The 23,277-nt window shown below is 39.6% G+C and carries 26 protein-coding genes and 1 pseudogene; 10 read left to right on the forward strand and 17 right to left on the reverse strand.

Annotated elements, in window-relative coordinates:
* Nucleotides 1-482 precede the first annotated feature (482 nt).
* From MS6x_RS07410 to MS6x_RS07430, 5 genes and pseudogenes are all read left to right on the forward strand, one after another.
* Nucleotides 483-617, forward strand: a pseudogene (locus MS6x_RS07410) (Hsp20 family protein); the annotation flags it as partial.
* Between the two features lie 435 nt (nt 618-1,052).
* Nucleotides 1,053-1,463, forward strand: a complete 411-nt coding sequence (locus tag MS6x_RS07415; protein ID WP_482606491.1) for a hypothetical protein — start codon at nt 1,053-1,055, stop codon at nt 1,461-1,463.
* Between the two features lie 29 nt (nt 1,464-1,492).
* On the forward strand, nt 1,493-2,986 hold the full coding sequence (locus MS6x_RS07420) for a Do family serine endopeptidase (RefSeq protein WP_482606492.1): 1,494 nt from the start codon (nt 1,493-1,495) through the stop codon (nt 2,984-2,986).
* Nucleotides 2,987-3,099: 113 nt separating this feature from the next.
* A complete protein-coding gene (locus tag MS6x_RS07425; RefSeq protein ID WP_482606494.1) occupies nt 3,100-3,414 on the forward strand; it encodes a hypothetical protein in 315 nt (104 codons plus the stop codon).
* A 9-nt stretch (nt 3,415-3,423) separates the two neighbouring features.
* Nucleotides 3,424-3,819 (forward strand): hypothetical protein, encoded by a 396-nt coding sequence (locus tag MS6x_RS07430; protein ID WP_482606496.1) that lies wholly within the window; start codon nt 3,424-3,426, stop codon nt 3,817-3,819.
* 7 nt (nt 3,820-3,826) lie between these two features.
* Here MS6x_RS07430 and MS6x_RS07435 read toward each other — a convergent pair whose 3' ends face one another.
* Nucleotides 3,827-6,841: a DNA polymerase III subunit alpha gene (locus MS6x_RS07435; protein WP_482606498.1), complete on the reverse strand. Its 3,015-nt coding sequence runs from the start codon at nt 6,839-6,841 to the stop codon at nt 3,827-3,829.
* Between the two features lie 213 nt (nt 6,842-7,054).
* Nucleotides 7,055-8,269 (reverse strand): DNA polymerase IV, encoded by a 1,215-nt coding sequence (gene dinB, locus MS6x_RS07440; protein WP_482606499.1) that lies wholly within the window; start codon nt 8,267-8,269, stop codon nt 7,055-7,057.
* Between the two features lie 221 nt (nt 8,270-8,490).
* On the opposite strand from dinB, the gene MS6x_RS07445 reads away from it, so the two are divergent.
* Nucleotides 8,491-9,429 (forward strand): hypothetical protein, encoded by a 939-nt coding sequence (locus tag MS6x_RS07445; RefSeq protein ID WP_482606501.1) that lies wholly within the window; start codon nt 8,491-8,493, stop codon nt 9,427-9,429.
* Nucleotides 9,430-9,707: 278 nt separating this feature from the next.
* On the opposite strand, the gene MS6x_RS07450 is transcribed toward MS6x_RS07445, so the two are convergent.
* The 3 genes from MS6x_RS07450 to MS6x_RS07460 are packed head-to-tail and all read right to left on the reverse strand — an operon-like array spanning nt 9,708 to nt 11,650.
* Nucleotides 9,708-10,433 (reverse strand): superoxide dismutase, encoded by a 726-nt coding sequence (locus MS6x_RS07450; RefSeq protein ID WP_482606503.1) that lies wholly within the window; start codon nt 10,431-10,433, stop codon nt 9,708-9,710.
* Between the two features lie 7 nt (nt 10,434-10,440).
* Entirely contained in the window at nt 10,441-11,433 is a 993-nt protein-coding gene (locus MS6x_RS07455) for a L,D-transpeptidase (protein WP_482606505.1), read from the reverse strand.
* Complete coding sequence (locus tag MS6x_RS07460) at nt 11,414-11,650, reverse strand: heavy metal transporter (RefSeq protein WP_482606507.1); 237 nt, start codon at nt 11,648-11,650, stop codon at nt 11,414-11,416. The genes MS6x_RS07455 and MS6x_RS07460 overlap by 20 nt, the downstream gene beginning before the upstream one ends.
* Nucleotides 11,651-11,816: 166 nt before the next feature.
* Here MS6x_RS07460 and MS6x_RS07465 point away from each other — a divergent pair, with 166 nt between their 5' ends.
* Genes MS6x_RS07465 through MS6x_RS07480 form a run of 4 tightly spaced genes read left to right on the forward strand, consistent with a single transcriptional unit; the run spans nt 11,817 to nt 14,784 of the window.
* The gene (locus MS6x_RS07465) at nt 11,817-12,599 is read left to right on the forward strand and encodes an MlaE family ABC transporter permease (protein ID WP_482606509.1); all 783 of its coding nucleotides are present in this window, start codon (nt 11,817-11,819) and stop codon (nt 12,597-12,599) included.
* Nucleotides 12,596-13,381: an ABC transporter ATP-binding protein gene (locus MS6x_RS07470; protein ID WP_482606511.1), complete on the forward strand. Its 786-nt coding sequence runs from the start codon at nt 12,596-12,598 to the stop codon at nt 13,379-13,381. The genes MS6x_RS07465 and MS6x_RS07470 overlap by 4 nt, the downstream gene beginning before the upstream one ends.
* Nucleotides 13,382-13,384: 3 nt before the next feature.
* Nucleotides 13,385-14,377, forward strand: coding sequence for an MlaD family protein (locus MS6x_RS07475; protein WP_482606512.1), 993 nt, complete (start codon nt 13,385-13,387; stop codon nt 14,375-14,377).
* Nucleotides 14,378-14,421: 44 nt separating this feature from the next.
* Nucleotides 14,422-14,784, forward strand: coding sequence for a SpoIIAA family protein (locus MS6x_RS07480; protein ID WP_482606514.1), 363 nt, complete (start codon nt 14,422-14,424; stop codon nt 14,782-14,784).
* 1 nt (nt 14,785) lies between these two features.
* Here the strand turns inward: MS6x_RS07480 and MS6x_RS07485 are convergent, their stop codons facing one another.
* The 12 genes from MS6x_RS07485 to MS6x_RS07540 all read right to left on the reverse strand — a co-directional run bounded on the left by MS6x_RS07485 (nt 14,786) and on the right by MS6x_RS07540 (nt 23,140).
* Entirely contained in the window at nt 14,786-15,790 is a 1,005-nt protein-coding gene (locus MS6x_RS07485; protein WP_482606515.1) for an AI-2E family transporter, read from the reverse strand.
* Between the two features lie 227 nt (nt 15,791-16,017).
* Nucleotides 16,018-16,407, reverse strand: a complete 390-nt coding sequence (locus tag MS6x_RS07490; RefSeq protein WP_482606517.1) for a tellurite resistance TerB family protein — start codon at nt 16,405-16,407, stop codon at nt 16,018-16,020.
* Between the two features lie 40 nt (nt 16,408-16,447).
* Nucleotides 16,448-16,855 carry a hypothetical protein gene (locus tag MS6x_RS07495; RefSeq protein WP_482606519.1) on the reverse strand — a complete coding sequence of 136 codons (408 nt, stop codon included), beginning with the start codon at nt 16,853-16,855 and terminating at the stop codon, nt 16,448-16,450.
* Between the two features lie 266 nt (nt 16,856-17,121).
* Complete coding sequence (locus MS6x_RS07500) at nt 17,122-18,204, reverse strand: DUF6544 family protein (RefSeq protein ID WP_482606521.1); 1,083 nt, start codon at nt 18,202-18,204, stop codon at nt 17,122-17,124.
* Between the two features lie 358 nt (nt 18,205-18,562).
* Nucleotides 18,563-19,153, reverse strand: coding sequence for an outer membrane beta-barrel protein (locus MS6x_RS07505; RefSeq protein WP_482606523.1), 591 nt, complete (start codon nt 19,151-19,153; stop codon nt 18,563-18,565).
* A 131-nt stretch (nt 19,154-19,284) separates the two neighbouring features.
* On the reverse strand, nt 19,285-20,298 hold the full coding sequence (locus tag MS6x_RS07510; protein ID WP_482606525.1) for a hypothetical protein: 1,014 nt from the start codon (nt 20,296-20,298) through the stop codon (nt 19,285-19,287).
* Nucleotides 20,276-20,776: a P-loop nucleotide/nucleoside kinase family protein gene (locus MS6x_RS07515; protein ID WP_482606526.1), complete on the reverse strand. Its 501-nt coding sequence runs from the start codon at nt 20,774-20,776 to the stop codon at nt 20,276-20,278. The genes MS6x_RS07510 and MS6x_RS07515 overlap by 23 nt, the downstream gene beginning before the upstream one ends.
* Nucleotides 20,773-21,285: a hypothetical protein gene (locus MS6x_RS07520; protein WP_482606528.1), complete on the reverse strand. Its 513-nt coding sequence runs from the start codon at nt 21,283-21,285 to the stop codon at nt 20,773-20,775. Before MS6x_RS07520 ends, MS6x_RS07515 begins: the two co-directional genes overlap by 4 nt.
* On the reverse strand, nt 21,269-21,904 hold the full coding sequence (locus MS6x_RS07525) for a CDP-alcohol phosphatidyltransferase family protein (RefSeq protein WP_482606529.1): 636 nt from the start codon (nt 21,902-21,904) through the stop codon (nt 21,269-21,271). The genes MS6x_RS07520 and MS6x_RS07525 overlap by 17 nt, the downstream gene beginning before the upstream one ends.
* A 1-nt stretch (nt 21,905) precedes the next feature.
* Nucleotides 21,906-22,421 carry a hypothetical protein gene (locus MS6x_RS07530; RefSeq protein WP_482606530.1) on the reverse strand — a complete coding sequence of 172 codons (516 nt, stop codon included), beginning with the start codon at nt 22,419-22,421 and terminating at the stop codon, nt 21,906-21,908.
* Nucleotides 22,422-22,550: 129 nt separating this feature from the next.
* A complete protein-coding gene (locus tag MS6x_RS07535) occupies nt 22,551-22,916 on the reverse strand; it encodes an arsenate reductase family protein (protein ID WP_482606532.1) in 366 nt (121 codons plus the stop codon).
* A gap of 2 nt (nt 22,917-22,918) precedes the next feature.
* Nucleotides 22,919-23,140 (reverse strand): hypothetical protein, encoded by a 222-nt coding sequence (locus MS6x_RS07540; RefSeq protein WP_482606534.1) that lies wholly within the window; start codon nt 23,138-23,140, stop codon nt 22,919-22,921.
* Nucleotides 23,141-23,277: the final 137 nt, after the last annotated feature.

Below are 23,277 nucleotides of genomic sequence, written 5' to 3' on the forward strand. Positions count from 1 at the left end.
GTTTGGCCTTCCCAACCTCCTATTTTATATAACCAAGTATAGAATTCATACTTAGAGAACGATGAGAACTTACAAGACATTAAAAGTCTTTTAATTTTCCTTAGGCTACATATGCTGAAGCTTTTGTCTAAATAGATTTTAAAACTTAAAAAGGAATTGGTTTAAATACCCAAATAGGATTAAATACAGGATTATAGTTTTGTATCTAATTTTCATAATCGTCCACTAATTCTTTTCTCATGCTGACTTAAACCATTTTACTGCCGATGACTGAAACTCACTTTTGGGTCCTATTCAAATGATTGTTTCACCTAAAAAAAAGAGTTACGGCACTAGTGAAATTTAGAAGATAATCTTGTGGAAATCCAATCACACAAGATTTTTTCGATAATCGAGGATGGGTCAGGAACATGCTCCCTGCCAACTTTTGGAACGGCAAAACAAGAGAACCTGTCTTGAACATGTAGGAAACAAATGATGATTTCGAAATCGAAGTAGCCACCCCGGGATTTATCAAGAAAGATTTTGAAACAACCATTGAAGATGGATACCTGTATATCAAGGCAGAGAAAGAAACTTCACGAGAAGAAAAAGATGATAACTACACCCGTCGCTAGTTTAGTTACAATTCTTTTAAACAATCGCGGCAGTTGATTGAAAGTGTAAAACGGGAGGAGGTCAATACCAAGCACGATGATGGCCTCTTGAGCTTTAAATTAGCAAAAAAGGAGGAGGCCAAAAAGTTACCTCCAAAAAAATTCAAATCTCTTAAAACGATGCTTTGAAATAAATCTAAAATACCCTCTTACCATAACCAAAATGCTTCCATGTAACTAGATTCGGTTACGTGTCATTGTTTTTGATCCTTTCAAAACGGGAGCCTACTTGTGAATTACAATAGCTTGGAAAACTCGGAACAATTTAACATACTTCCATATGATCCAATAAATAGCACTCACCGAAGTTTTTTTTCAAAATTCAACAACGGAATGATACAGGTCATTTCGCAGCTAAAGCATGCTCTTTTATTTTGTAGTCAAATCAACAATCTAATGGTAGAACTAAAGGAAATATATAGATCAGTGGTACTACTTTTTATCCTAATCACTCTTTTGCTCTTGGCAAGTTGTGGTCCTATGGTCTTGACCACCGGGGTTAGCGAACCGCCTCCGCCCTGGTTCTACCCGAATCGTTTGGAGGTGGTGCGTTATGTCTATTTTCCGGAATACCGTTTTTACTATGATCTATCGGCGCGTACCTATCTCTTTTTGGACGGTGGCGTTTGGGTACGGCGCAATGTTTTGCCGCCCCGTTACCGCAGTATTGATCTGAGACGCTCTAAATATGAGCGTATAGAGGGCTATCGGAACGATAATATAAAACAGTACCATGATGATAACAACGCAAATAGAGGTAGAAGCAATAGAACTACGCCAAGAAATAATACTAGAAGAAGTGGTTGAGCTAAAACTCTAAATAAAACTATGAGAAAATGAAAAAACATATTAGAATGTTCTTATTCTTGTTGGCTTTTTCACCCATATCTTGTAAGGATGTGAAAACTCAAGAAGTCAATACCGCAAGCGAAGAACTACAGTTTTATGCAGACAACAAAGATAGTAATACATCACAAGAACGGAATGTCGGCGATTTTAAGGGTGGCCCCGTAGATTTTACGGATACCGCCAAAAAAGTACTGGATGGCGTAGTACATATTAGGTCTACGCAAACTCCCTCGAATAATAACAATTTGACGCCACGAGAACTTCCTGATTTTTTCAAGGATTTTTTTGGCGATCGTTTTCAAATACCGGAAAATGTGCCCCAACAGCCTATGTTCGGTTCAGGTTCTGGCGTGATAATCGATTCAAAGGGACACATCGTCACCAACAACCACGTCATAAATAATGCTTCGGAATTGGAAGTTACCCTTCATAATAACGAGACGTACAAAGCTATAGTAATCGGTGGCGACCCCATGACGGATTTAGCAGTGTTGCAAATCAAAGCTGATAATTTAAAGGTTTTATCGTTTGTTAATTCAGACGATGTGGAAATCGGTGAGTGGGTTCTGGCCGTCGGAAACCCTTATAGTCTATATTCCACGGTAACCGCAGGAATCATAAGCGCAAAGGCGCGTAGTATTAATATCAATCCAGAGCAATTCGCGGTAGAGAGTTTTATTCAGACTGATGCAGCTATCAATCCTGGTAATAGCGGAGGTGCTTTGGTCGACCTTGATGGCAATATCGTGGGCATTAATACGGCCATCGCTAGTAGAACAGGCAGTTATACGGGATATGGTTTTGCCATACCTAGTAACATTGTGACGAAGGTGATAGCGGACCTTTTGAAGTACGGCAGTGTACAACGGGGAATGTTGGGTGTGACCATAACTACCATGAACGGTAATTTGGCCAAGGAAAAGAAGATCGATTTTATCAAAGGTGTTTGGGTCGAAACTGTGAATGAAGAGAGTGCTGCGGAAAAGGCGGGGATTGAATCGGGAGATATCATCGTAAAAGTAGATGGGATACCTGTTGGAACCTCGCCAAGATTACAGGAAATCATAGCCCAGCACAGACCAGGCGACAAGATATCCATTGTTGTGAACCGAAAGGGAAAGGAGCGGGAATTTACAGTTACACTTGAAAACGTGAAAGGTAGCATCCATATTTCCAAAAAAGAAAATTTGGAAATGCTCAATTATCTCGGTGCCGATTTTGAAACCCTCGATAAGGAAACCGCAAAAAAATTAGATTTGGAAGGTGGTGTTAGAGTGGTTAACCTGTATCCAGGTCTTTTACGCCAAAGCACGCAAATACGGACCGGTTATATCATCACCCATGTAGACGGTACAAAAGTGACCGATATAAAAGAGCTTATGTCCGCGCTCGAAAAGAAAAAAGGTGGTGGTGTGATGTTAGAAGGTGTTTACGAAGATATACCCGGAAAACAGTACTACGCTTTTGGCCTGGGTTCTTGATTTGGTTTGTTTACCCGCTTTAGTAGACTTCTAATTTCTTTGTATTTTTTAAGCTACACTTTACTTTGATACCGTTTTACCGTCCTACTTACTATGCTTACATTTGATGAATTATGGCTACCGAAACCTACAGAAGATGTCCCAATTGCGGAAAAATGTCTTTAAATCAAGACTATTGTCCGGCATGTGGAAGCATCATCAATATCACATTAAAACGTGAACTGGAACGAAAAGAAAAATTAGGCCAAAGGAAAAAGAAACTTAAAGACCAAAAAAAGAAAAGCGCGGTTACCCTTTTTCTTGAAAATGTAAAGGACCACGATAATATCATTATCAAATATGTCGCTCGCTTCTTTTATGGTATTTGGATCATTGTACTTGCCATAGGTTCTTTTTTAGCCCTTCTATTTAGTTATATCGCAGCTTAAACCACTATTTTGCAGGTAATCAAACGGTATTATTTTCTTTTTTTCATCGGTGTCGCCCTTATGGTGTATGTGGCGCAACAACTTGCTTTTCCTTTACCCATGCTCGTTAATAATTACCTGAACGACCTGATTTGTATGCCTATCGTGCTTAAGATTTGCCAATATGCGGTTCGGTTTATCAAGAAGGATAAACACATCAACATTCCGATAAAAATTTCATTTGTGCTTACCATCATCTATGCGCTCTATTTTGAGTTTCTACTACCCAATTTTAATGACCGGTATACGGCCGATTTTGTTGACGTTATCTTATATTTTATGGGGTTTTTGTTTTTCCTTTGGATAGAAAATGAACCAAAAGCAGACCATAAAGATGAAATCGATAAAAGCATTACTACCTTGTAAGCCTTTTTTAATTCGCTAAGGGATTCTTTGATTTCCCAAAAACCTTAGCGCTCGTTTTCATATCGGCATACCTGGGATCTTGCACATAATCCTGTTTCTGCATTTTCACTACCTCGATACTTAAAAACCCGAACTCGCTCACTACCTTACCGTAAAAACGATAGATTCCTCTCCCCTGAAAGGGATATACCGCTGCCACGGGAGGAAATAGAACGGTATCAAAAACAGCGCCCTGCTGATCTACCAAAGTGGCAAAATGCATGCGTTTGCCTTTATGGGTTTTGGTGTTTTTAACCGTAACGATATACCCGTAGATATCTATATGCTTATTTAGATAGCGCAAGAGATCTTTACTTCCCGTACTATTTTTTGGAGGTTCTACCAACAAGGCATATGGACTACACAAACAGAAACCCAATAATTCTAATTGGGTAAAGGCCTGTTCTAAATCGGTGGTGTGCAATTTGGGAATTTCAAAATCCTGTTGTTTGGGACGGAACAACTTGGGGTGGTCTATTTTAACGTTCTTGGTCAAGAACAAATGCGCTTTCCACAAGAGTTCATGTTTATTTGTTCCCGTAAAACGGAAAGCATCGATACGAATCAGGATACTTGACTGTTCTATGGATATCAATACCCGATCTAAAAAATCTTCCAAAGAAAGATACGCACCGTTTAGCGCACGCTCCTTTAAAATTCGGTCGACTACGCGGACTTCCAATTCTTTTAAATACATAAACCCTAGATACAGTTCTTTGCCATAAATGCGATTCCCGGCATCACTTTTATTGATACAGGGAGCATGAATGCCAGCCCCCAACATACGAGCCTCATGAATATAAAACTCGGCCCTATAGAATCCGCCGCCATTATTAAGCACGGCCACCATATATTCCAGCGGAAAATAAGCCCGTAAAAACAGGGTCTGGTAACTCTCTACGGCATAAGAAGCAGAATGCCCTTTGGCAAAGGCATACCCGGCAAAACTGGCTACTTGATTCCAGATTTCAAAAATTAATGCATCGCCATATCCCTTTTCTCGGCAGTTTGAAATAAACTTCTCTTCGACCCTTTGAAACTCTGCCCGCGAGCGAAATTTACCGCTCATCCCACGGCGTAGTACATCTGCCTCACCCAAGTCGAGACCTGCAAAATGGTGCGCTACTTTGATTACATCTTCTTGGTAGACCATAACGCCATAGGTCTCTGGCATAATATTCAGCATTACAGGATGTGCTAGTTCTTTTGCCCTACCGGGATTACGATGACGTAAAATATATTCCCGCATCATCCCGCTTTTGGCCACTCCTGGACGAATGATAGAACTAGCCGCCACCAGACCTAAATAATTGTCTACTTGTAATTTTTTAAGCAGCATACGCATAGCAGGGGATTCCACATAAAAACAACCCATACATTGCGCAGTCTTGATCAAATCATTGATTTTAGGGTCATTCTTAAAACGTTTGATATCATGAATATCCCATTGGGCAATTTCTTCCGGTCTGGTCTGTTCCAGAATAGTAATCGACTCTTTAATTTTTGAAAGCCCGCGTTGCCCTAGAATATCAAACTTATACAGCCCAACATCCTCTGCGATAACCATATCGTATTGCGTTGTTGGGTAGCCTTTGGGCGGTAGATGTGTAGCAGAAAACCAGTGCAAGGGCTTATCACTGATCAAAATGCCACCAGCATGAATACTTAGGTAATTGGGCATACCCTCCAAAAGCTTGGTGTATTTAACCACCAAGGCAGAAACTCCGTCTAATCTGGCGTCTTGAAAATTACCGTCACACAATTTATCGATCTCGTCCTTGGGCAAGCCAAATACCTTTCCCAGTTCCCGTACCATTCCCCGCCATTTAAAGGTAACGTAGGTACCCAACAGGGCCACATGCTCAAAACGTTCAAAAATGTATTGGGTCATTATAGGCCTATCGTGATGAGAGAAATCGATATCAAAATCGGGCGGATTGGCACGATACAGGTTCATAAAACGCTCAAAATAAAGATCGAGTTCCATAGGGTCTACATCCGTAATACGCAATAAATATGCAACAATACTATTGGCTCCACTACCCCTACCTACATAAAAGAAATTACGGCTACGGGCATAGCTCACTATGTCCCAATTAATTAGAAAATAGGATACAAAGCCCATTTGCTTGATTAGGCTAAACTCTTTTTCCAAACGTGCGAGCACCGCGTCGTCAACTTCAGGATACCGATACGGGAGCCCTTCCTTACAAAGTTTTTCCAATAGGAGTTCATCTTCCTCTTGACTACCCAAATAATTTTTTAGGTTTTGAGGTTTTCGCCCTTTGGAAAAATCGAAATGAATGGAACAGGCATTCATAAAACGCTCCGTGTTCTCCAATATAAAAGGATATTCAGAAAAAGCTGATGCTAGGTTTTCAATGGGAAACATTTTTTCCTCAGAATCTGCCTGCTCGGTAACACAAAGCTTACTCAACAAAGTATTGTTATCTATTGCCCGTAGCAAACGATGTGCGTTAAAGTCGCGTTTGTTCCTAAACGTTACCGGCTGCTGTACTACCAATTTATCTTTAAGGGCTATTAATCTAGAAAAGCGCAATCGTCTAAGATCGGCAATGGAAACACCTATGAATTCGTGCTCCAAAAAATGTGTTATTTCATGCTGTAATACCTTTTCAAAAGGATAGATAACATAGGCATTCTTGAATTTGGGAGGCCTAACAGGAAAATCCTTTTTGTGGTGTAAGTGTTCCGATAAATAATCATTGAGTTCCAGATACCCCTTATTATTTTTTGCAATACCCACAAAGCAAGGCTCTACCCCGTTCCTAAAATCGATTCCCAGAATAGGTTTGATGTTGAGTTCTTGTGCCTTTCTCACAAAATTCAACCCCGCCGAAGTACAATTGATATCGGTAAGCGCCAATTGGGTCACATGATTTTCTTGCGCTAATTGAAGCAACGCCACCTCCGAAAAAGTGCCGTAACGCAAGCTGTAATATGTGTGGCAGTTTAGGTACAAAATTCAAGTTCAAGTTCAAGTTCAAGTTCAAGCCAAAACACAAGTTCAAAACTTTTGGATACTAGCTGTTTGGTATTGGTATTATTTTAGGTTCGCCATTGCCAAGAGTTTCACCGCATACTGCTACTGTTTACTTCTAACTACCAAACAACGAGCAACCATCAACCAACTACCCATCTGAGTAAGAGTTCCCCCTTTGAAGGTTAGGGGGCTTTATTGTTTTCGATGCGCCAGCACCACCGGCGGTCTCCCATCAAAAGGATTATTCATCCTACCTATAGTTTTGGCATCCATACCAGCTGCCCTTAATACACTTTTGTCTCCATAACGTTTTCTGATCGTATCCATCGCATTATAAAGGTTAAGCGTTTCTTCGGTATCCTCGAACAGGTCTATCTGATAATTGCCTGCCACCAAATGACTGAACCGAACCCCTATAAGCCGCACCAACAAACGTCTATTATACAGTGTTTTGAACAGGTCTAGAATTTTAGGAATCAAAATATGGTCTGCGCTCGTATACGGAATCCGTAATTGTTTGGAGTAGGTATTGAAATCCGAATATCTAATTTTAACATTGATACATGCCGTTAACTTTTCTCCCCTACGTAGTTGGTAAGCCAAATTCTCGGTCATGGCAATAAGGATTCCCTTTAGCTTTACGACATCAATGGTATCCCTCGTAAACGTACGCTCGGTAGATATGGATTTTCGTTCGCAAAAGGGAATTACAGGCGTGTTGTCTATCCCGTTGGATCTTTTCCATATAACACCACCGTTTTTACCCAGTACGCGCTGCATTACGGCCATGGGCATTTCTTGTACCGTACGTACCTGCCGCAATCCTAAATTACGTAGCGTTTGGTAGGTCTTGTCTCCTACCATTGGTATTTTCTTAATGGATAAAGGAGCTAAAAATGATTTTTCAAAACCTTCATCAACCTTTAAATGATTATTGGGCTTCGCCTCGTTCGTAGCCACTTTAGAAACTACTTTATTAGCAGATAATCCAAAAGAAATTGGCAAGCCCGTTTCCTTGATGATACGCTTTCGTAACTCGCCCGAAAATTTATAGGAACCAAAAAACCGATCCATCCCGGTTAAGTCGGCATAAAACTCATCGATACTGGATTTTTCAAAAAGCGGTACCTGCTCCTTTATGATTTCGGTAACCATATCCGAATGCTTGCTATACTCGCCAGAATTACCACGAATTACAAAAGCCTCGGGACATAGTTCCTTGGCCATTTTCATAGGCATACCGGAATGCACACCAAAACCGCGTGTCTCATAACTACAGGCAGCTACGACCCCACGATCTCCAGTACCGCCCACTAACAAAGGTTTGTTCTGTAAATACCGGTTATTAAGGCGCTCAACGGACACATAAAACGTATCTAAATCTATATGTAAAATGGTTTTTTGCATTGCTATCCTGAAATTTGGGATAGCTAATTTATGGATTATTTCCAATGTTTTGGATTATTTCCAAATAAATAATCAACAATTTTGATAAGGTGCCTTTCATCCAACATTTGAGCGTAACTAACGTTATATTAGTGCTAAACTATTTTTACATTAACTAAATTTAGGATAGGTTAATTGATATGTCTTAAATCAAAAGTGTCTTTGAACCCTATTTATCCCCTATGAAATTCCCATTACTACATTACTTCTGCCTCCTTGTCATTGGCCTATCTACATGTTTTTCCCAAAATGGAAAATCGGAGATAATAATAACACAACCAACCACAGGTACCGTATGGTCCATACCGGATTTGGTTACCTTGGAATGGTCCATAAAAAATATCGATCCCGAAAAGTCGACCCGCTTCTTTCTCATCAGAGACGAGATGGTCGTACAAGAACTGGGTTCATTTAAAAATTCAGGCATTGCCAAAGATATAATCCTTGCAAAAAATATTGGTTCCGGCGACCAATACCAAGTGGTAGGGATAGAACTATTCCCAGAAGATAAATTTCAGATTGCAAAATTCATAAGTCCACTATTTACAATAGTAAATAAGGCTTCCGATGAACGTAAGAAAAAGCGGGAACAAGTAAATGAAACGGAAACGCCAACAAAAAGAAAAAGAGAGAAACGGAAGAAAAAAGCCAAGAAAGCAGAACAAAAACCAGTAGTCGTAGAGAACACAACCACACCGGAAAAGAAAAAAGAAAACGTACAACCTCCAAAAAATGAAAACACAGTACCTGTAGAAACCAAAAAAGCCAGGGAAGAATTTGAAGGCAGAAAAATATCTTACACCAAAGATTTAGTGTTCAATAGTACAGATATAAGCGTAAAAATATGGGACCATGGAAGACAGGATGGAGACATTGTATCTATTTATCTCAATGGTAGCTCTGTAGTAACCAAACATTATTTGACCTATTACAAGCGCGAATTCAAAATTAAACTAGATCCTAACAAATCTAACGACCTTTTCCTATACGCCCATAATCTAGGTACTTCACCGCCTAATACCGTTTCGGTAGAAATTTCAGATGGCACAAAGTCAGAAAACATTATTCTCAACTCCGATTTAGAAAGTTGTGAAGCCGTTATGATCAGTGTTAAGAATTAAAGTCTTTTTTAAAAAAGTACATCGTTTTAAACAACCAAGTATAGACTGGAAATACATGTTTTCGTCACCTCCTGAAATTGTCTAAAATTATTCGATAAAAGGGTTATTAGATTACTAAAAATTTAATTAGCAATGTTTTACTAACGTAATAAATTAGTAACCACAAAAGCTAATAAATGAAAATCTATCCCGTCGTTATTTCTTTTAAGCAGTACAGAATGCAAGTGAATAGAAAAACTATGGATTTATAAAACCCTATTGCAGCTTCTACTTAAATCCTATAGCATCCTTCCCTCTACTTTTCCCCAATTAATACTTTTCAAAATATTGTTCAGATACTCCCCTCTTTTATTCTGATATTTGAGGTAATACGCATGTTCCCAAACATCAATACCCAAAATCGGGGTACCGCGCATCTCCGCTACGTTCATAAGTGGATTATCCTGATTCGGGGTCGAAAAAATACGTAACTTCTTATCACTATCCTGAACGACCCATGCCCAGCCCGATCCAAAACGTTTTAATCCGGCATCCGATAATTCGTTGATAAACGCTTCATGTGAATCAAAGTCTTCAATAATCTTGGCTTTAAAAGTATCGCTCATTACGCCTCCAGGTGTCAATGTTTCCCAATAAAGGCTGTGGTTATAATACCCTCCACCATTATTGCGTATGGCCATAGGAAGGTCTTCCGTACGTAGGATTTCTTCGATAGTTTTCCCTGAAATACTGTTTTCCTTAAGGGCCGCGTTGAGTTTATCGGTGTAACCTTGATGATGTTTGGTATGATGTATTTCCATAGTTTTGACATCAATGACATCGGGAAAGGCATCATACCCGTAAGGAATCTCGGGCAATTTAAAAGTACTTGTGGCAAGTGCTTCTGTTTTCATAATTTCTTCTTTTTTAGGTTCCGTTTTACAGGCTGATAGCAAAAGCGAGGGTGCAATGGTTGCCCCTGCCGATGCCAATACAGAGTGTTTTAAAAATTTACGTTTGTCCATATTCTATTTATTGTTCTTTTAATTCATCAATTTTCAAGTTGCTATTTTTATAGATATCCTTTAAAATCGTTTCGCGCCCCGATGAATCCTTGACGTTTAAATCATACCGAATGTTTACTTTCGTACCAATAGGCGTATGGTAATAAATAACCCAGGCAGCTGCTTCCGAAGTGCCTATACATCCATTGGAATAGGCTTTTCCTAACGATTTGGGATTGGTAGTCGGGTGTATCAACTGACCGTTTCTTATACCGTTGATTTCCGTTTCTATCCAAGGTATCTGGGGCATCACCGTGGTTCTTTTATCATCTCTTTTAGTTAGATAAAACCGTTTTCCGTCCACAGGATTATAAAAAACAGGGTTTCTCCGATAATCCACAATTTCGCCCTCTCCCGTTTTTGTTCTAAGATCCGTCATCCGATCGCCCATTTTTAAATAACGCTTTCGATTTTGTCCTACCCTAATAGGAAAAGTGTACAACAAGATAGTATCCTCATAGACCCTGAGCTTAAATTCGGGAATATTAACATCGATATGCGTGCGTTCTATCTTATTCATCATTACTTCAGCGGCCAACGAATCGGGAATCAATAGTGAGTCCGTAGGTCTCAAAACGATTTGCTTTTTTTGGTCATACACAAACGAATCCCGTTCCATCATTCGGTAATAGTCCGTATTTGCCAAAGTAGTAATGACCCAAGGGTTCGCACGAACCAACAGGTGCTCCGAAAGAGTGTAGTCGGTCAATGAATCATACGCGACAACGAGCGAATCTACATAGTTAAAATAACGCTGTAACCGAACGGTATCCTGAACAGCAATCCTTTTTGGAAACTCAAGTTTGCCAGACCTGTTTTCAACTACTTTAGAAAATTGTGCGAAATCCCTTTGGGGCGCCTCCCGCATATAGCCGATAAACAAAGTGGCCAATAGCAACAGAACTACGACGAGCAAGATATTCAATCGACTGTGCATCACTTTATAAAAGGTTTTCGGCATCGAACCGATGGGTATCGTTAATTATCTGATAGCCTAGTTCATGTAGTTCACGTCTTGCAATTTGCAAATCGGCCCAAGTCATGTAATCAAAAGAAACCCTTGCCAACTCATCATCGACCACAACATTCCTAATAGTTTCCTGCATGTTCAGGTTTTCAAAAATTGACTTTTTGTCTTTGCCCGAAATTTTCCTCTCAAGTTCAAATGTGGTTTTCATAGGTTGTTCATTTGACTTTCAAAATTAAGTAGCCAACGCATATTCCGAAATGACATAGGTCAGTATCCCTAAAAAACAAGAATTGCTATTTGAGATGACCCACGTCATTTTTATTTGATCCATCAATCTCTAATTTTGGAACTGGAGCTATTCCGAAAATCGACGTATGGCAAAAGTTCTTAAAGCACCCAAAAGATTACTACGGTTCCTTACCGAAATCGGGGAACTCGCTTATTTTGCAGGACGATTTTTTAAAGAGGCCATGAAACCTCCTTTCGAGTTTAAGGAACTATTACGACAATGCTACCAAATGGGCAACCGATCCATGGTCTTGGTCTTGGTCACGGGCTTCATCATAGGGCTGGTCATGACATTGCAATCGCGACCGACCATGATCCAGTTCGGGGCAGTATCCATGATGCCCAATATGGTAGGTATTTCTATAGTTCGTGAACTGGGTCCTGTAATTACGGCCTTGGTATGTGCCGGTCGTATCGCTTCTGGTATAGGTGCGGAACTCGGCTCCATGAGGGTTACGGAACAAATAGACGCCATGGAGGTATCCGGCACTAATCCGTTTAAATATTTGGTAGTAACGCGAATTTTAGCGACTACTTTAATGCTCCCTCTTTTGGTTATTCTAGGCGATGCCGTAGCTCTCTATGGCTCGGCGTTGGTAGAATACTATAAGGGCGGGGTTTCTTTTCAGCTCTATTTCAACACCGTTTTCAAAGCCTTGTCCTATGGTGATTTGGTACCCGCAACCGTCAAGTCCTTTTTCTTCGGATTTGCCATAGGTCTTGTAGGTTGTTTTAAGGGTTATTACAGTAAAAAAGGAACCGCAGGCGTAGGGGTCGCTGCGAATACGGCAGTTGTTTTTGCCTCAATGCTGCTCTTCGTCATTGATTTTATTGCGGTCTTTATTTCGGATATTTTTTATGATCTATGATGGAAACAAAAGATAACATATCGATCAACGAAAAACAATCGGACTCCAAACAGGTTATATTAGAAATCAAGGACCTGTATAAAAGTTTTGGGGACAATACAGTACTAAATGGATTTAACATGACACTCCATAAAGGGGAAAATTTGGTGGTCATGGGCAAATCTGGATCCGGAAAATCGGTCATGATAAAATGCCTGGTGGGATTGATGCAAGCCGATAGCGGATATATTTCTGTAATGGGAAAAGAAATAAAAACCCTAGACCGTGAAACTTTGGACACCCTGCGTTCCGATATCGGCTTTCTGTTTCAAGGAAGCGCCTTGTACGATTCCATGACCGTACGGGAAAATCTGGAATTTCCCATGCGTAGACACAAAGAAAAATTGGGCAATGTCACCGATACCGAACCCCTAGTTTTAGAGGCACTCGAAAGTGTGGGTCTTGCCCATACGATGAATTTGATGCCCGAAGAACTATCCGGAGGGATGAAACGGCGCGTAGCCTTGGCGCGCACCCTAATCTTAAGGCCAAAAATCATTCTTTACGATGAACCGACCAGCGGATTAGATCCCATTACCTCCAAAGAAATTATTGAACTCATGCGTAACATTCAAAAGAAATACGATACCTCTTCGCTTATCATCACACACGATATGGATTGTGCCCGTGTTATTTCGGAACGCATGATATTATTGGTAGATGGCATCAATTATGCGGAAGGCACTTATGAGGAACTGGTAAAATCGAAGGATCCAAAAGTAGAGGCATTTTTTAAAAAATAAATTATGAACAAGACAACATCTGAAAAAATACGATTGGGCATTTTTGTCCTCTTAGGAACGGTTTTATTACTCTTCGGTGCCTACCAAATTGGTAACCAAGAAAATCTGTTCGGCGATACATTTGGTATTAATGCGGTATTTAAAAATGTTGGTGGACTGCAAAAAGGAAATAACGTTCGCTATTCGGGTATTAATATCGGCACGGTGAAAGGAATAGAAATGGAAAACGATACCGCTATTCGGGTTTTCATGCAAATTCAGCAGAACATGATGACCCATATAAAAAAGAACGCAATTGCCGCCATAGGTTCAGACGGCTTGGTGGGCAGTATGGTCATCAACATCGTTCCAGGCAATGGCGATGCGCCCTTGGTAGCCGAAAACGACGAAATTCCGTCCTTAAGCAAAATTGCGACTGCCGATATGCTGAATACCTTGAGTGTAACCAATGAAAATGCAGCCCTACTTACAGAAGACCTATTAAAAGTAACGGCATCGATCAACAGGGGCAGGGGAACTTTGGGGCGCTTACTTAATGACACTCTCATGGGCAACGACTTAAAACAGACTCTGGCCAACCTAAAATTCATGAGTAGCGAGGCCAATACTACTATTAGCGAGCTGAACAAAATAGTACAGCAATTCGATACCGAAGAAAGTGTTGCAGGCGTACTTTTAGCCGATTCTATTTCGGGGGAGAAGATGCGCAATGTTATTTCATATCTCGAAACCTCATCGCTAGAAATCGAAAAAATGGCCAAAGACCTCAACGTCGTCGTAGGGAGCATCAAAGATGGAAAGGGTGCCGTAAACTACCTGACCACCGACACTCTTTTAGTAAATCAGCTACAGCATACCATGAAAAACGTAGATCAAGGGGTAGCACGTTTCAATGAGAATATGGAGGCCCTAAAGCATAATTTTTTGACCCGAGGGTATTTTAGGAAATTAGAAAAACAAGAAGAAAAGGAGGCGCGCAAACGGCAGCTAGACTAACGTTGAAGATTTTAAATTCATTATATAACTTAAAAACAGAAATCATGTTTACAATTATCAGGGAACTGCCCGAAAGCATTTTGGGAATCTTAGTATCTGGAAAAGTTACAAAAGCAGATTATGATCGGCTTAATCCACTTATGGAACAACATAAGGCAAAATTTGGAAAAATAAAGTTGCTTATCGACATTGAAGAGTTCAAATGGCCTACTGCCGGAGCCATGTGGGAAGATCTAAAAATGAGTTTCAACTATATAGGTTCCATTGAGGCAATGGCAGTTATCAGCGATAAGGAATGGATCGAAGAAACCGCAGAAGCTGTGGGAAACGTGATTCCAAAAGTTAAAGTTGAAGGCTTTGAAACCGACGAACGTTCAGAGGCGATAGCCTGGTTGAAAAAGATGTAGGTTATTTTTGACGCTCTTCAAAGAACAAATGAAACAAACGGTTCTTTTCATTGTCAAATTGTTCCAAAAAAATATCCTTTTTCCGAGAAAGTCCGTTTTCCATGAGATAACTCAAGGGTTCAGTAGCATCAAAACTTCTAAAAACTTCCTTAGAGACGGCCAAGATGGGCAGGGCGAGTATCATTCCAGAAATTCCCCATAAAATTCCCCCGATAAAAAGCCCTAGAATAATGAACATGGGGTTGATCTTAATGCTCGGACCCATAATGTTGGGCGAAATAATATTTCCCTCGATTTGCTGTACAACAAAATATAAAATCACGACGGCCACAGGCTGCCATACGGTATCCGATACCATCAACATATAAAAAAAGGGTAGAATTCCTCCGATGGAGGTGCCTACATAAGGAATGATTTCCAAAAAGCCGGCCAGAAAACCCCAAAAGAAGGGATAAGGAACCCCGATCAGCCACAGACCGGAGCCTATTAAAAGTCCTAGAATAACGATGACCAAGCCCTGCCCCATCATATACCGCTTTGCCAAGGTCTGAATTTCTTCCAGAACCCGCACTACCCTGCCCCGACTTTGAGAAGGCAGTTGCGCAAGAAAAAAGTTTTTAAAGGAAGTGCGGTACAACAACATAAAATAGGTGATGACGATAACTAAGCCCGCATTTGCCACAACATAGCCAGTAGATTGCAGACTTTCCTGTATCAAATCAATAGGAACATCCGATGCTGCAATAATATTATCGGAAATCCATTGGGCCGTGGATTGGTCATCAAGGTTGAATTTCTTATCCGACCAGTCAAAAATCGAGACCAAAACCTCGTTCAATCGATTGCGTACCGATGGAAAGTCATTGAACAGAATACGTGATTGATTGAAAAAGAAAAATAGCACCGCGAACAAAGGAATAACCGCAACGATATAGGCAATGAAAATTGATAAGATGCGGCTACGCACGCTTCTTTCAAAAAAAGCCGCAATCGGCTTTAACATCAAGGCAAAAAAAAAGCGAAAACTAATGGAGCAATAACAATTTTACCCTCCATAAGAATATAGATGATTGCAGTTACGCTAAAGATCAAATAAAAAATGTTGGCTAGATTAATGGTATATTTTTGCATATTTTACGCTCATAGGTGCTTTACAGTCTTTTTTAGTTAGCTCGGTATTCTTGCTATGATTGATTAAGTAGCTATTCTTTTTAGCACTTTTTAATTCTTCAACTAAACTTTTCCACCAAACTGTATAATACATTTTTCAATTTCCTCTTTTGCCCTCTCATTTGTAAAACCAAGACCGATAGCATATTTATCAATCAATTTTCGTTCTTCGGAATCAATTTTGTGGTCGGCATAAATAACGCTGAACAGATCCTGTAGTCGTTCCATGCGCTCTTCCAAGGTATAGGGAGGAATCAAAGGATATTTTTCGGGGTTTTTCAGTATCATTTTAACCTCCTCGTCCGAAACATCCAGCTTAAAGGCCAATCGTTTTAAAATAGCCTTTTCTTCTTCATCAATAGACCCATCAACACTGGCCAGTTTTACAATGGCAGCAAAGTGTGAAATATTACTTTCATGGGCACCTGATTCATATGCTTTTAAGATTGACATGTTTATTTGTGTTTTAAGTTATTATACATTCAATGTGCTACTATGTTGTAAGAAGTATAGCTCCAAGATAATTATGGAGCTTAGTTTTATAATCACTAAAGCCAATAGTGAATTCCTCAAAACCTTCTTTTAACGCTTTATGGTTTTCTAGATAATAGGTATCGCAGGACACATCTTGACATTCCAAAATGCCACGCAACGTGCTCTCATATTCAAACAACTCTTTTTTTAAGTTCTCTGTTTCCCTTTTTTTTGTGCCCATTGTATGTTTGAACTTTTGTAAATGCTCAAAAAGATTGGGCGTGTTCTCCTTATATATTCGGGAGCTCAACAGTCGATTGATGAATTCGAGTTCATTTTCGATATCGACAATAGTTAGTTTCCACCATTTGGCATCATCGTGAAATGCCTTTAGCAGTTCTTCAGACGTATTACGTTCACCCAACATTATCCTGTCTCTTTATTGGTTTCGACGGAAAATTACTTTTTACCGAAAGCTTTTCAAATGACAATCATCAGTTCAGAAAAAAATATAGCCATTAAGTTTTATAGAGTTCCTGAAATGATAATTCTCTTAGGTTCCAAATGCCTTGCGACACCTGTGTCGATGATGGCTTTTTTGCCATTTTGTTGTCACTAAGAAAAATAAGGAATCTGTTCGTTGTACCGCCCGATGCTTATGGTGTGGGATTCCTTCCGCATCGGAATAACAAATTATAGCGACACATTATACGCAACACTTTTTAAATTGAACTTTCCATAAACGAACTCCCCATCGGTATAGTGCCAAACGGCCTCGCCATACGTTGGTAGGTTAAAGCCGTTTACATTTTGATAGTTGCTTGCTGGTGTGGAAAAAGGATAGGTCTTCATTTCATCCACCGATATGCGGTCTTTGGAAACAAAATTGACCAATTGCCCCTTTTCATTAAAATAAAGAACGGCCGATATGCTTGTGCCGTTGTTCTTATAAGTCGCTTTTACAGAAAGGGAATCAATCGTTTCCCAAGTAATCCGGTCATCGATTAAGGCTGCGGGAGCAAATAGGCATAGATCATTAAAAAAAGTAACCGTTTCGGTTTTGAACAATTCGGGCTTGTCGATATCGACTACCGGAAAAAGGGAAAGTACTTTGACCTGCATACGCGCATCGCCCATTTTATAAGCATGATAGCCACTTGTTGCTAATCCTTTTACCTTGGCCTTCATAAAAAACAGTCGTGTTGGATCATCGAAAAAGCTGTATTGTTCTGACGTGAATTTGAACCAATCCTGGCCTCTATCACGCATTTCGCCTTCAAAAACGATTTTCACATTACGAACCTTTGGTTTGCCCACCACACCCACATATCGCAAATAGTTCTGAACCGAAAGGGGAATCTCAGCAAGGTCATTTTCAGTGACAAGTGTATTGCTTCCGGTCATTTTTTCCATGGCAGCGACTACATCTTTTTTATACGTATTGTGAAAATTATGGTCTGCAAAACCAGTTACAGATATCAAAAGAATAATTGCGTTGGCAATAGTGCCATATTTGGCATCGCTCCATACGCTAAAAATCAAAAACTGCGATAAGACCAAGGCTATCAAGGCAACAATTGGCCATGAATCTTTCTTCATTATGTAAAGTAGGGCGGCCATTAAAAAGAGAATTCCCGTGAAGGCCCAAACGGAGCCTATGGGTTTTGAAATTTCTTTTGTAAACTGAGCTATTTTCGCCAAATCATAAGCTTTGACAAAACCCATAAAATGGATTAGGCCGTGTAATAGGAGGAAGATGGCCAATAATTTTTTCATAAACTGTATTTTTATTGTGCTACGTTGATGGGGCCGGTTATCACCATTTTTTTACAAACAGAAGTTTTTTCTATAATATAATCTCCTTAGGTTATAGGCCAAATTAGTATAGGAATAGTTCCATTCCTCCGGCTCCAAAAAATAAGGAATAAAAATATTAAAGTTTACATTCCGGTTGGAATATCAACCAGACCAAGTCCTATTTTAAAACATTGCGTAAAAGCACGTAAGGAACCGAAAACAAAACTTTTTTATAGTAGCCATGAAACTAACATAACCTGCTAGATAGAACAACATTGCTCCGCAATTCAAAAGGTTGTCAAGCCTTTTTTCACCAATAAGCCTCGAGTGAATACTATTAAAACACTTTGGCTATACCCACTCCAAATGAGATATAGTTCAAATCAACATTTGTAGTTGCATTACCGATTTCAATATCCCTTGAAAGAGCACGATAGCCTAGTTGTGGGCGTAAATTCCAGTTGTTACCCAAATCGATTAGAACACCTGCCCCGATTTCCCAACCGAGCCCATGACCGGAATCAGCTGTAATGTCACCAGCAGAATTTTCAACTTCTAAATGGTTGTAGACTCCGCCTGCCCTAATTAAGTACGAAAAGCGCTCGGATGTTCCAAAAGGATGGATAAACTGCAAGCCAAAAGTATACCCTGTTTCCTCAAATTCTGTACCACCAGTTCCTACAAAATTCGCGTTGTCCGATTTGAACTGGTTCCACCCCCAACCGACATAAGCTCCTAAATGTGGAATAAACCGATAGCCTATTGCGGCCTCAAAACCAAATCCTGTGTTGAGTTCTACATCTTCCTGGTCTTGGGTAACGAAATTTACATTTGGCCGGAGTTCTGCCGACCATTTGTCTTGAGCAATTGATAAATTACAAATAATCAATCCCAAGCCTATTATAATAAGTGTTCTTAACTTTTTCAAAATTGATAAATTTAAAGATTTCGTAACAAAACTATCTAGCAATCCCTTTATTCAAAATGATTTTTATCAGTTGTAGTTTAATTGGTAGAAAATAATTGTGCTTAAGCAACTTTCAATTAAAGCTCCATTTGTTACTCGTTCAGCAAATTCAAATACCCTTCCATCAGCCCTATATATTTTTTGACCTCGAATAGGGCTTTTTTTCTATCTAATTTGTTTGAAGCGTTCTTAGCCCGAAGGCTGTTGACCTTGGCTCGCACATTGGCACGATAGCTCTTGTAATAGACAAAAAGTCGTTGTTCTTCCTCGGTTCGCATGGTCGGTAATTGAAGGTTATAATGTAAAATACATACATCGGATAAGTCTTTTTTACCTAGCGCATCCAAGTCCATGCAGAGAAAGGCAACCTCGTTCAAGATATCGATTTGACGGTAATCGTCATTGAATTCAATACAATCAAAGGGTTGGGGTTCCGGCAGGAGAAAGATATTGCGGGTATGTAGGTCGCCGTGGCAATCCCTGAAAAACCCTTCTTGTAATCTTTCATGTAGCAGTTTTTTACTTTTTTGCAGAAAAGTGTTCGAAGTTGTTATAGCATGATCAATACGCTTACCGTATTCTACACCAAGGTTTTTAGATAGAAATTGTTTTTCCAAATCCAAGTCGTTGAATTTTTCCTTTACGCCTAATACATTTTTTTCGCTAATAATCGTGGCTGTCTTATGAAAACCACCAATGCATTCCGCCAACTTTTTGATGTCCGTTTCGCTTACTTTGTTGTTCGATATCAACACATCCATTTGTTTCTCGGGGTCAAGTTTGCGCATTTTTAGGGTATAGTCGATTAGTGTTCCTTTAGTACCACCGATGATAAAATGTCCTTGCAATTCGTAAATCGGCAGAACATCGAGGTATATCTCTTTGGAAAACCGTTGGTTCAGTTCCAGTTCTCGTTCACAAAAATATTTACGCAGTTCCACGGTTGAAAAATCAAGAAAGGAATAGTTGATTGGCTTTTTGATTTTGTATGCAAAACAGTCGCAGAGAATAACCCAAGAAATATGGGTCTCGATAAGTGTACAGGCTTTGGTTTGCTCTGGGAACGTGCCTTCAAAAACTAGCTCATCTATTTCCTGTTGTGTCATCGCTCAGATATTTTGCAGCCTTTTGAAGCATGCCATCGATGTTGTCGTTCGTAGACTGGAGTCGTAAATGATTTTCTTCTATAGGTTCCCATTGTTGGCGTATCAATTGATGAACTTGAAGATCGGCCTCACTGTAGGGCCGGCTTTTTTCTAAGCGTTCCTTAATTATCGGCTCATCTGCCCACACTTCAATAAAATTGATTTTTTCTTTCGTGCTCATTGTAAACAACTCCCTTGCATTCTTTTTATGAAAGGTTGCGTCTAGTACTATATTCCTGCCTATTTTGGTAGCTTCGGCCATCCTTTTGAGCATGGCTTTGTAAACAATGACTTTTTCATCGTTTGAATACGTCCTCTTTGGAAACAATTCTTTGCGCAACCGATCGCTGTTTACATAAGCTGCATCTAATTTTTTTGCTAGCTGTTCTGCAAAAAAACTTTTTCCCGAACCAGGTAGACCCGAAACGATTATTATCATTTTGATTTCAATTTACGAATCCGTGCATTCAGTGATGAAATATTTTCCCTTTCAACTTCTTGAATAATAGAACAGAAATCCGCTTTCAAATCTTTGAACTTTTTAGATAGCTCAAAAAGGGCTTGAACAGAATTCACCCTAACTATTTTACTTTCCTTTTTATCGGTTGTCCAAGCGGCTAATTTGTTCCATACCGTTTTTAATTCCTTTAACGAAAGATGTAATCGAGTTACCAATTGTGCTAAATGCCATTTAAACTCCTTGTTTTTCGCTATTTTAAAAAATTTAATAATTTCTGTTATATGTGAGGATAAATATTCTGGGCGATTTTTGGATATCTTTTCTACCGCATCTGCTGCCCTCATCACAAGCAGACGATCCTCCGAATATAAATATTCAAACAAAGCATCAAAATAGGATTGGGTTTTTACCAACGAAATCAGTTCGTCTACCTGTGCTATAGACCTTAGGTCTTTGCCAAACAGAAAACTTTTAATTTCCTTCATCATAATTGGTTTTTTCTGTTTCCGCTTCCTCGATAGGGGTAGGTTCTAATCTGCGCTTATCTCGCAACGCCCAATAAAATCCCTTAACATCGGCCACCCATTGATCGTACATAAAAACCAGGGTAATTTCCTCTATGGTCTCCAAAATTCCTATAAGGATCATTGCATAAAACAACCAGGTTACAGGGCCAAAGAACAATGTCCATAGAATAAAAACGCCTTGTAGCACAGCAGAAGTTTTGGCCAAATAGGTATGAAAAGCGGTAGTTTTACCATATTTGTGAAAAGCGATTGCCATCTGTAACAGATAGGGCGTAAAGGCAATGGCTATAAGCAAAAGATTTTCTAGAATGAAGTCATTTTCAAAAGTCCACAGTCCGATAAGGCCCATGATAAAAGTGAGCTGATCGCCCATGGAGTCGAGTTGCGAGCCCCTAGCACTGGTGATTTTGAGCTTTCGCGCTAAAAAGCCATCTATAGCGTCGGTACTATAACTTATAAGTAGAAACCAAGTAAATACCTGCTGCTGCTCCAATAATAATAAGGCTAGCAATACCGGTACTGCTGCAATACGGTAGAACGAGAACCAATCGGCGATATTAAAGTTTTTGAAGGTCAACATCTCAGTTTCGTACTTCTAAAAGAGGATTGAGTTTAATAACAACATTGTCCACAGAAATGGATACATCACTTATAATAGACTCGCCCGTAATCGCATCTACCCCTTCCATTTTCTCCGTACCCTCACCTGAAGTGGTCAATACCACCAACTTGTTCTTCAAGACTTGATTCTTGTCCATGAACGATTGTATAGCGTCAGGAGGTTTGCCATATTCCCAAGTATGAAGCAGGAGAATAGCATCAAAATCGGCCGTATCGGTATTCTCCAACAAAGAAATATCGATCACTTTTATAAAAATGGGCTCAGTGTTATAATAACGTGTAATTCCTACAACAAGAGAATCCTTAAATTCGCTGCCCTGCATTGCAATCAAGAGTTTACGATCAAGATCTGGAGCATTGACTTCGTAGCTAGTGGCGACCTCCATTGAATAGGTATGCTTGTACCACGTAATGAAAATCAGAAAAACCCCGATTAGCAATATGACCAGCAAGGCTATTTTTTTTGTGAATTTCATAAACTTCTTTTTATCGTTATTCTACTTTACTATGGTTGTACAACTATCTTAACTATTGACAACCGTTCTAACCCTAAAAATTTATGTGTCGAAACCAATAAACCGGGTTCCAGACTTACTCGTTCCGTATCAAATTTTTATAATATCTGTAGGCGTTTCCACCAATATGGTCCTGTCTCCCCGCAATGCTATTGGCTGTTTCATAATATCGGGGTTTTTCTTTATCATTTTTATCCAATCTTCCGAAGAAAAATCATGATGCTCAAACTTATGTGTATAAGTTGGATGTTCTTGATTGACCAAATCTTTTACCGCGAAGCCCAAGCGACCAGCCAATTCTGCTATTTGTGTGCCCGTCAAGGGCGTATTCAACATGTCGATTTGCAAGATGGGCAAACCTTCTGCTTTTGCATAGGCCAAGGTCTGTTTGGCCCTGCTCGAATTTGAATTGTAGAAAAAGGTAATCTGCCGTTCCGATGTTGCGATTTCTCCCATAATTAAGCCATATTATTTTTGATATGCGTTTCCGTACGATGCTGCACTAACTGCCTAAGACTTTGCAAATAATCTTCAGGGGCTTCTTTGTCCACTTTTGGGTGCGGGGTAATGGGTAAGGTCAACGGATTCTCGTCCAAAAAACGGTACAGTTCCGGATAATTGGTTTCTATCTTGTTCGTTAACTCACTTATTTCGGTCAACAGTGCATTTAGTTTCTTCATCTCAAGCCTTCTGACTGTATTTTACATTTTGGCCTTTTTCTGAAATCTACCATTTTATTTGATTTGAATATTTCTAAAGTATAAATGTAATTGATCAAAGGCTCATCAAAAATGATTAAAATCATTCACACAAATAG

This window comes from Maribacter sp. MS6, from assembly GCF_056839185.1.

Bases quoted from the DNA above. Each gene is read 5' to 3' on its own strand.
- MS6x_RS07415 (WP_482606491.1), top strand. From the start codon at position 1,053: ATGGTAGAACTAAAGGAAATATATAGATCAGTGGTACTACTTTTTATC.
- MS6x_RS07420 (WP_482606492.1), top strand. From the start codon at position 1,493: ATGAAAAAACATATTAGAATGTTCTTATTCTTGTTGGCTTTTTCACCC.
- MS6x_RS07425 (WP_482606494.1), top strand. From the start codon at position 3,100: ATGGCTACCGAAACCTACAGAAGATGTCCCAATTGCGGAAAAATGTCT.
- dinB (WP_482606499.1), bottom strand. From the start codon at position 8,269: ATGCAAAAAACCATTTTACATATAGATTTAGATACGTTTTATGTGTCC.
- MS6x_RS07445 (WP_482606501.1), top strand. From the start codon at position 8,491: ATGAAATTCCCATTACTACATTACTTCTGCCTCCTTGTCATTGGCCTA.
- MS6x_RS07450 (WP_482606503.1), bottom strand. From the start codon at position 10,433: ATGGACAAACGTAAATTTTTAAAACACTCTGTATTGGCATCGGCAGGG.
- MS6x_RS07455 (WP_482606505.1), bottom strand. From the start codon at position 11,433: ATGCCGAAAACCTTTTATAAAGTGATGCACAGTCGATTGAATATCTTG.
- MS6x_RS07460 (WP_482606507.1), bottom strand. From the start codon at position 11,650: ATGAAAACCACATTTGAACTTGAGAGGAAAATTTCGGGCAAAGACAAA.
- MS6x_RS07465 (WP_482606509.1), top strand. From the start codon at position 11,817: ATGGCAAAAGTTCTTAAAGCACCCAAAAGATTACTACGGTTCCTTACC.
- MS6x_RS07470 (WP_482606511.1), top strand. From the start codon at position 12,596: ATGATGGAAACAAAAGATAACATATCGATCAACGAAAAACAATCGGAC.
- MS6x_RS07475 (WP_482606512.1), top strand. From the start codon at position 13,385: ATGAACAAGACAACATCTGAAAAAATACGATTGGGCATTTTTGTCCTC.
- MS6x_RS07480 (WP_482606514.1), top strand. From the start codon at position 14,422: ATGTTTACAATTATCAGGGAACTGCCCGAAAGCATTTTGGGAATCTTA.
- MS6x_RS07490 (WP_482606517.1), bottom strand. From the start codon at position 16,407: ATGTCAATCTTAAAAGCATATGAATCAGGTGCCCATGAAAGTAATATT.
- MS6x_RS07495 (WP_482606519.1), bottom strand. From the start codon at position 16,855: ATGTTGGGTGAACGTAATACGTCTGAAGAACTGCTAAAGGCATTTCAC.
- MS6x_RS07500 (WP_482606521.1), bottom strand. From the start codon at position 18,204: ATGAAAAAATTATTGGCCATCTTCCTCCTATTACACGGCCTAATCCAT.
- MS6x_RS07510 (WP_482606525.1), bottom strand. From the start codon at position 20,298: ATGACACAACAGGAAATAGATGAGCTAGTTTTTGAAGGCACGTTCCCA.
- MS6x_RS07515 (WP_482606526.1), bottom strand. From the start codon at position 20,776: ATGATAATAATCGTTTCGGGTCTACCTGGTTCGGGAAAAAGTTTTTTT.
- MS6x_RS07520 (WP_482606528.1), bottom strand. From the start codon at position 21,285: ATGATGAAGGAAATTAAAAGTTTTCTGTTTGGCAAAGACCTAAGGTCT.
- MS6x_RS07525 (WP_482606529.1), bottom strand. From the start codon at position 21,904: ATGTTGACCTTCAAAAACTTTAATATCGCCGATTGGTTCTCGTTCTAC.
- MS6x_RS07530 (WP_482606530.1), bottom strand. From the start codon at position 22,421: ATGAAATTCACAAAAAAAATAGCCTTGCTGGTCATATTGCTAATCGGG.
- MS6x_RS07535 (WP_482606532.1), bottom strand. From the start codon at position 22,916: ATGGGAGAAATCGCAACATCGGAACGGCAGATTACCTTTTTCTACAAT.
- MS6x_RS07540 (WP_482606534.1), bottom strand. From the start codon at position 23,140: ATGAAGAAACTAAATGCACTGTTGACCGAAATAAGTGAGTTAACGAAC.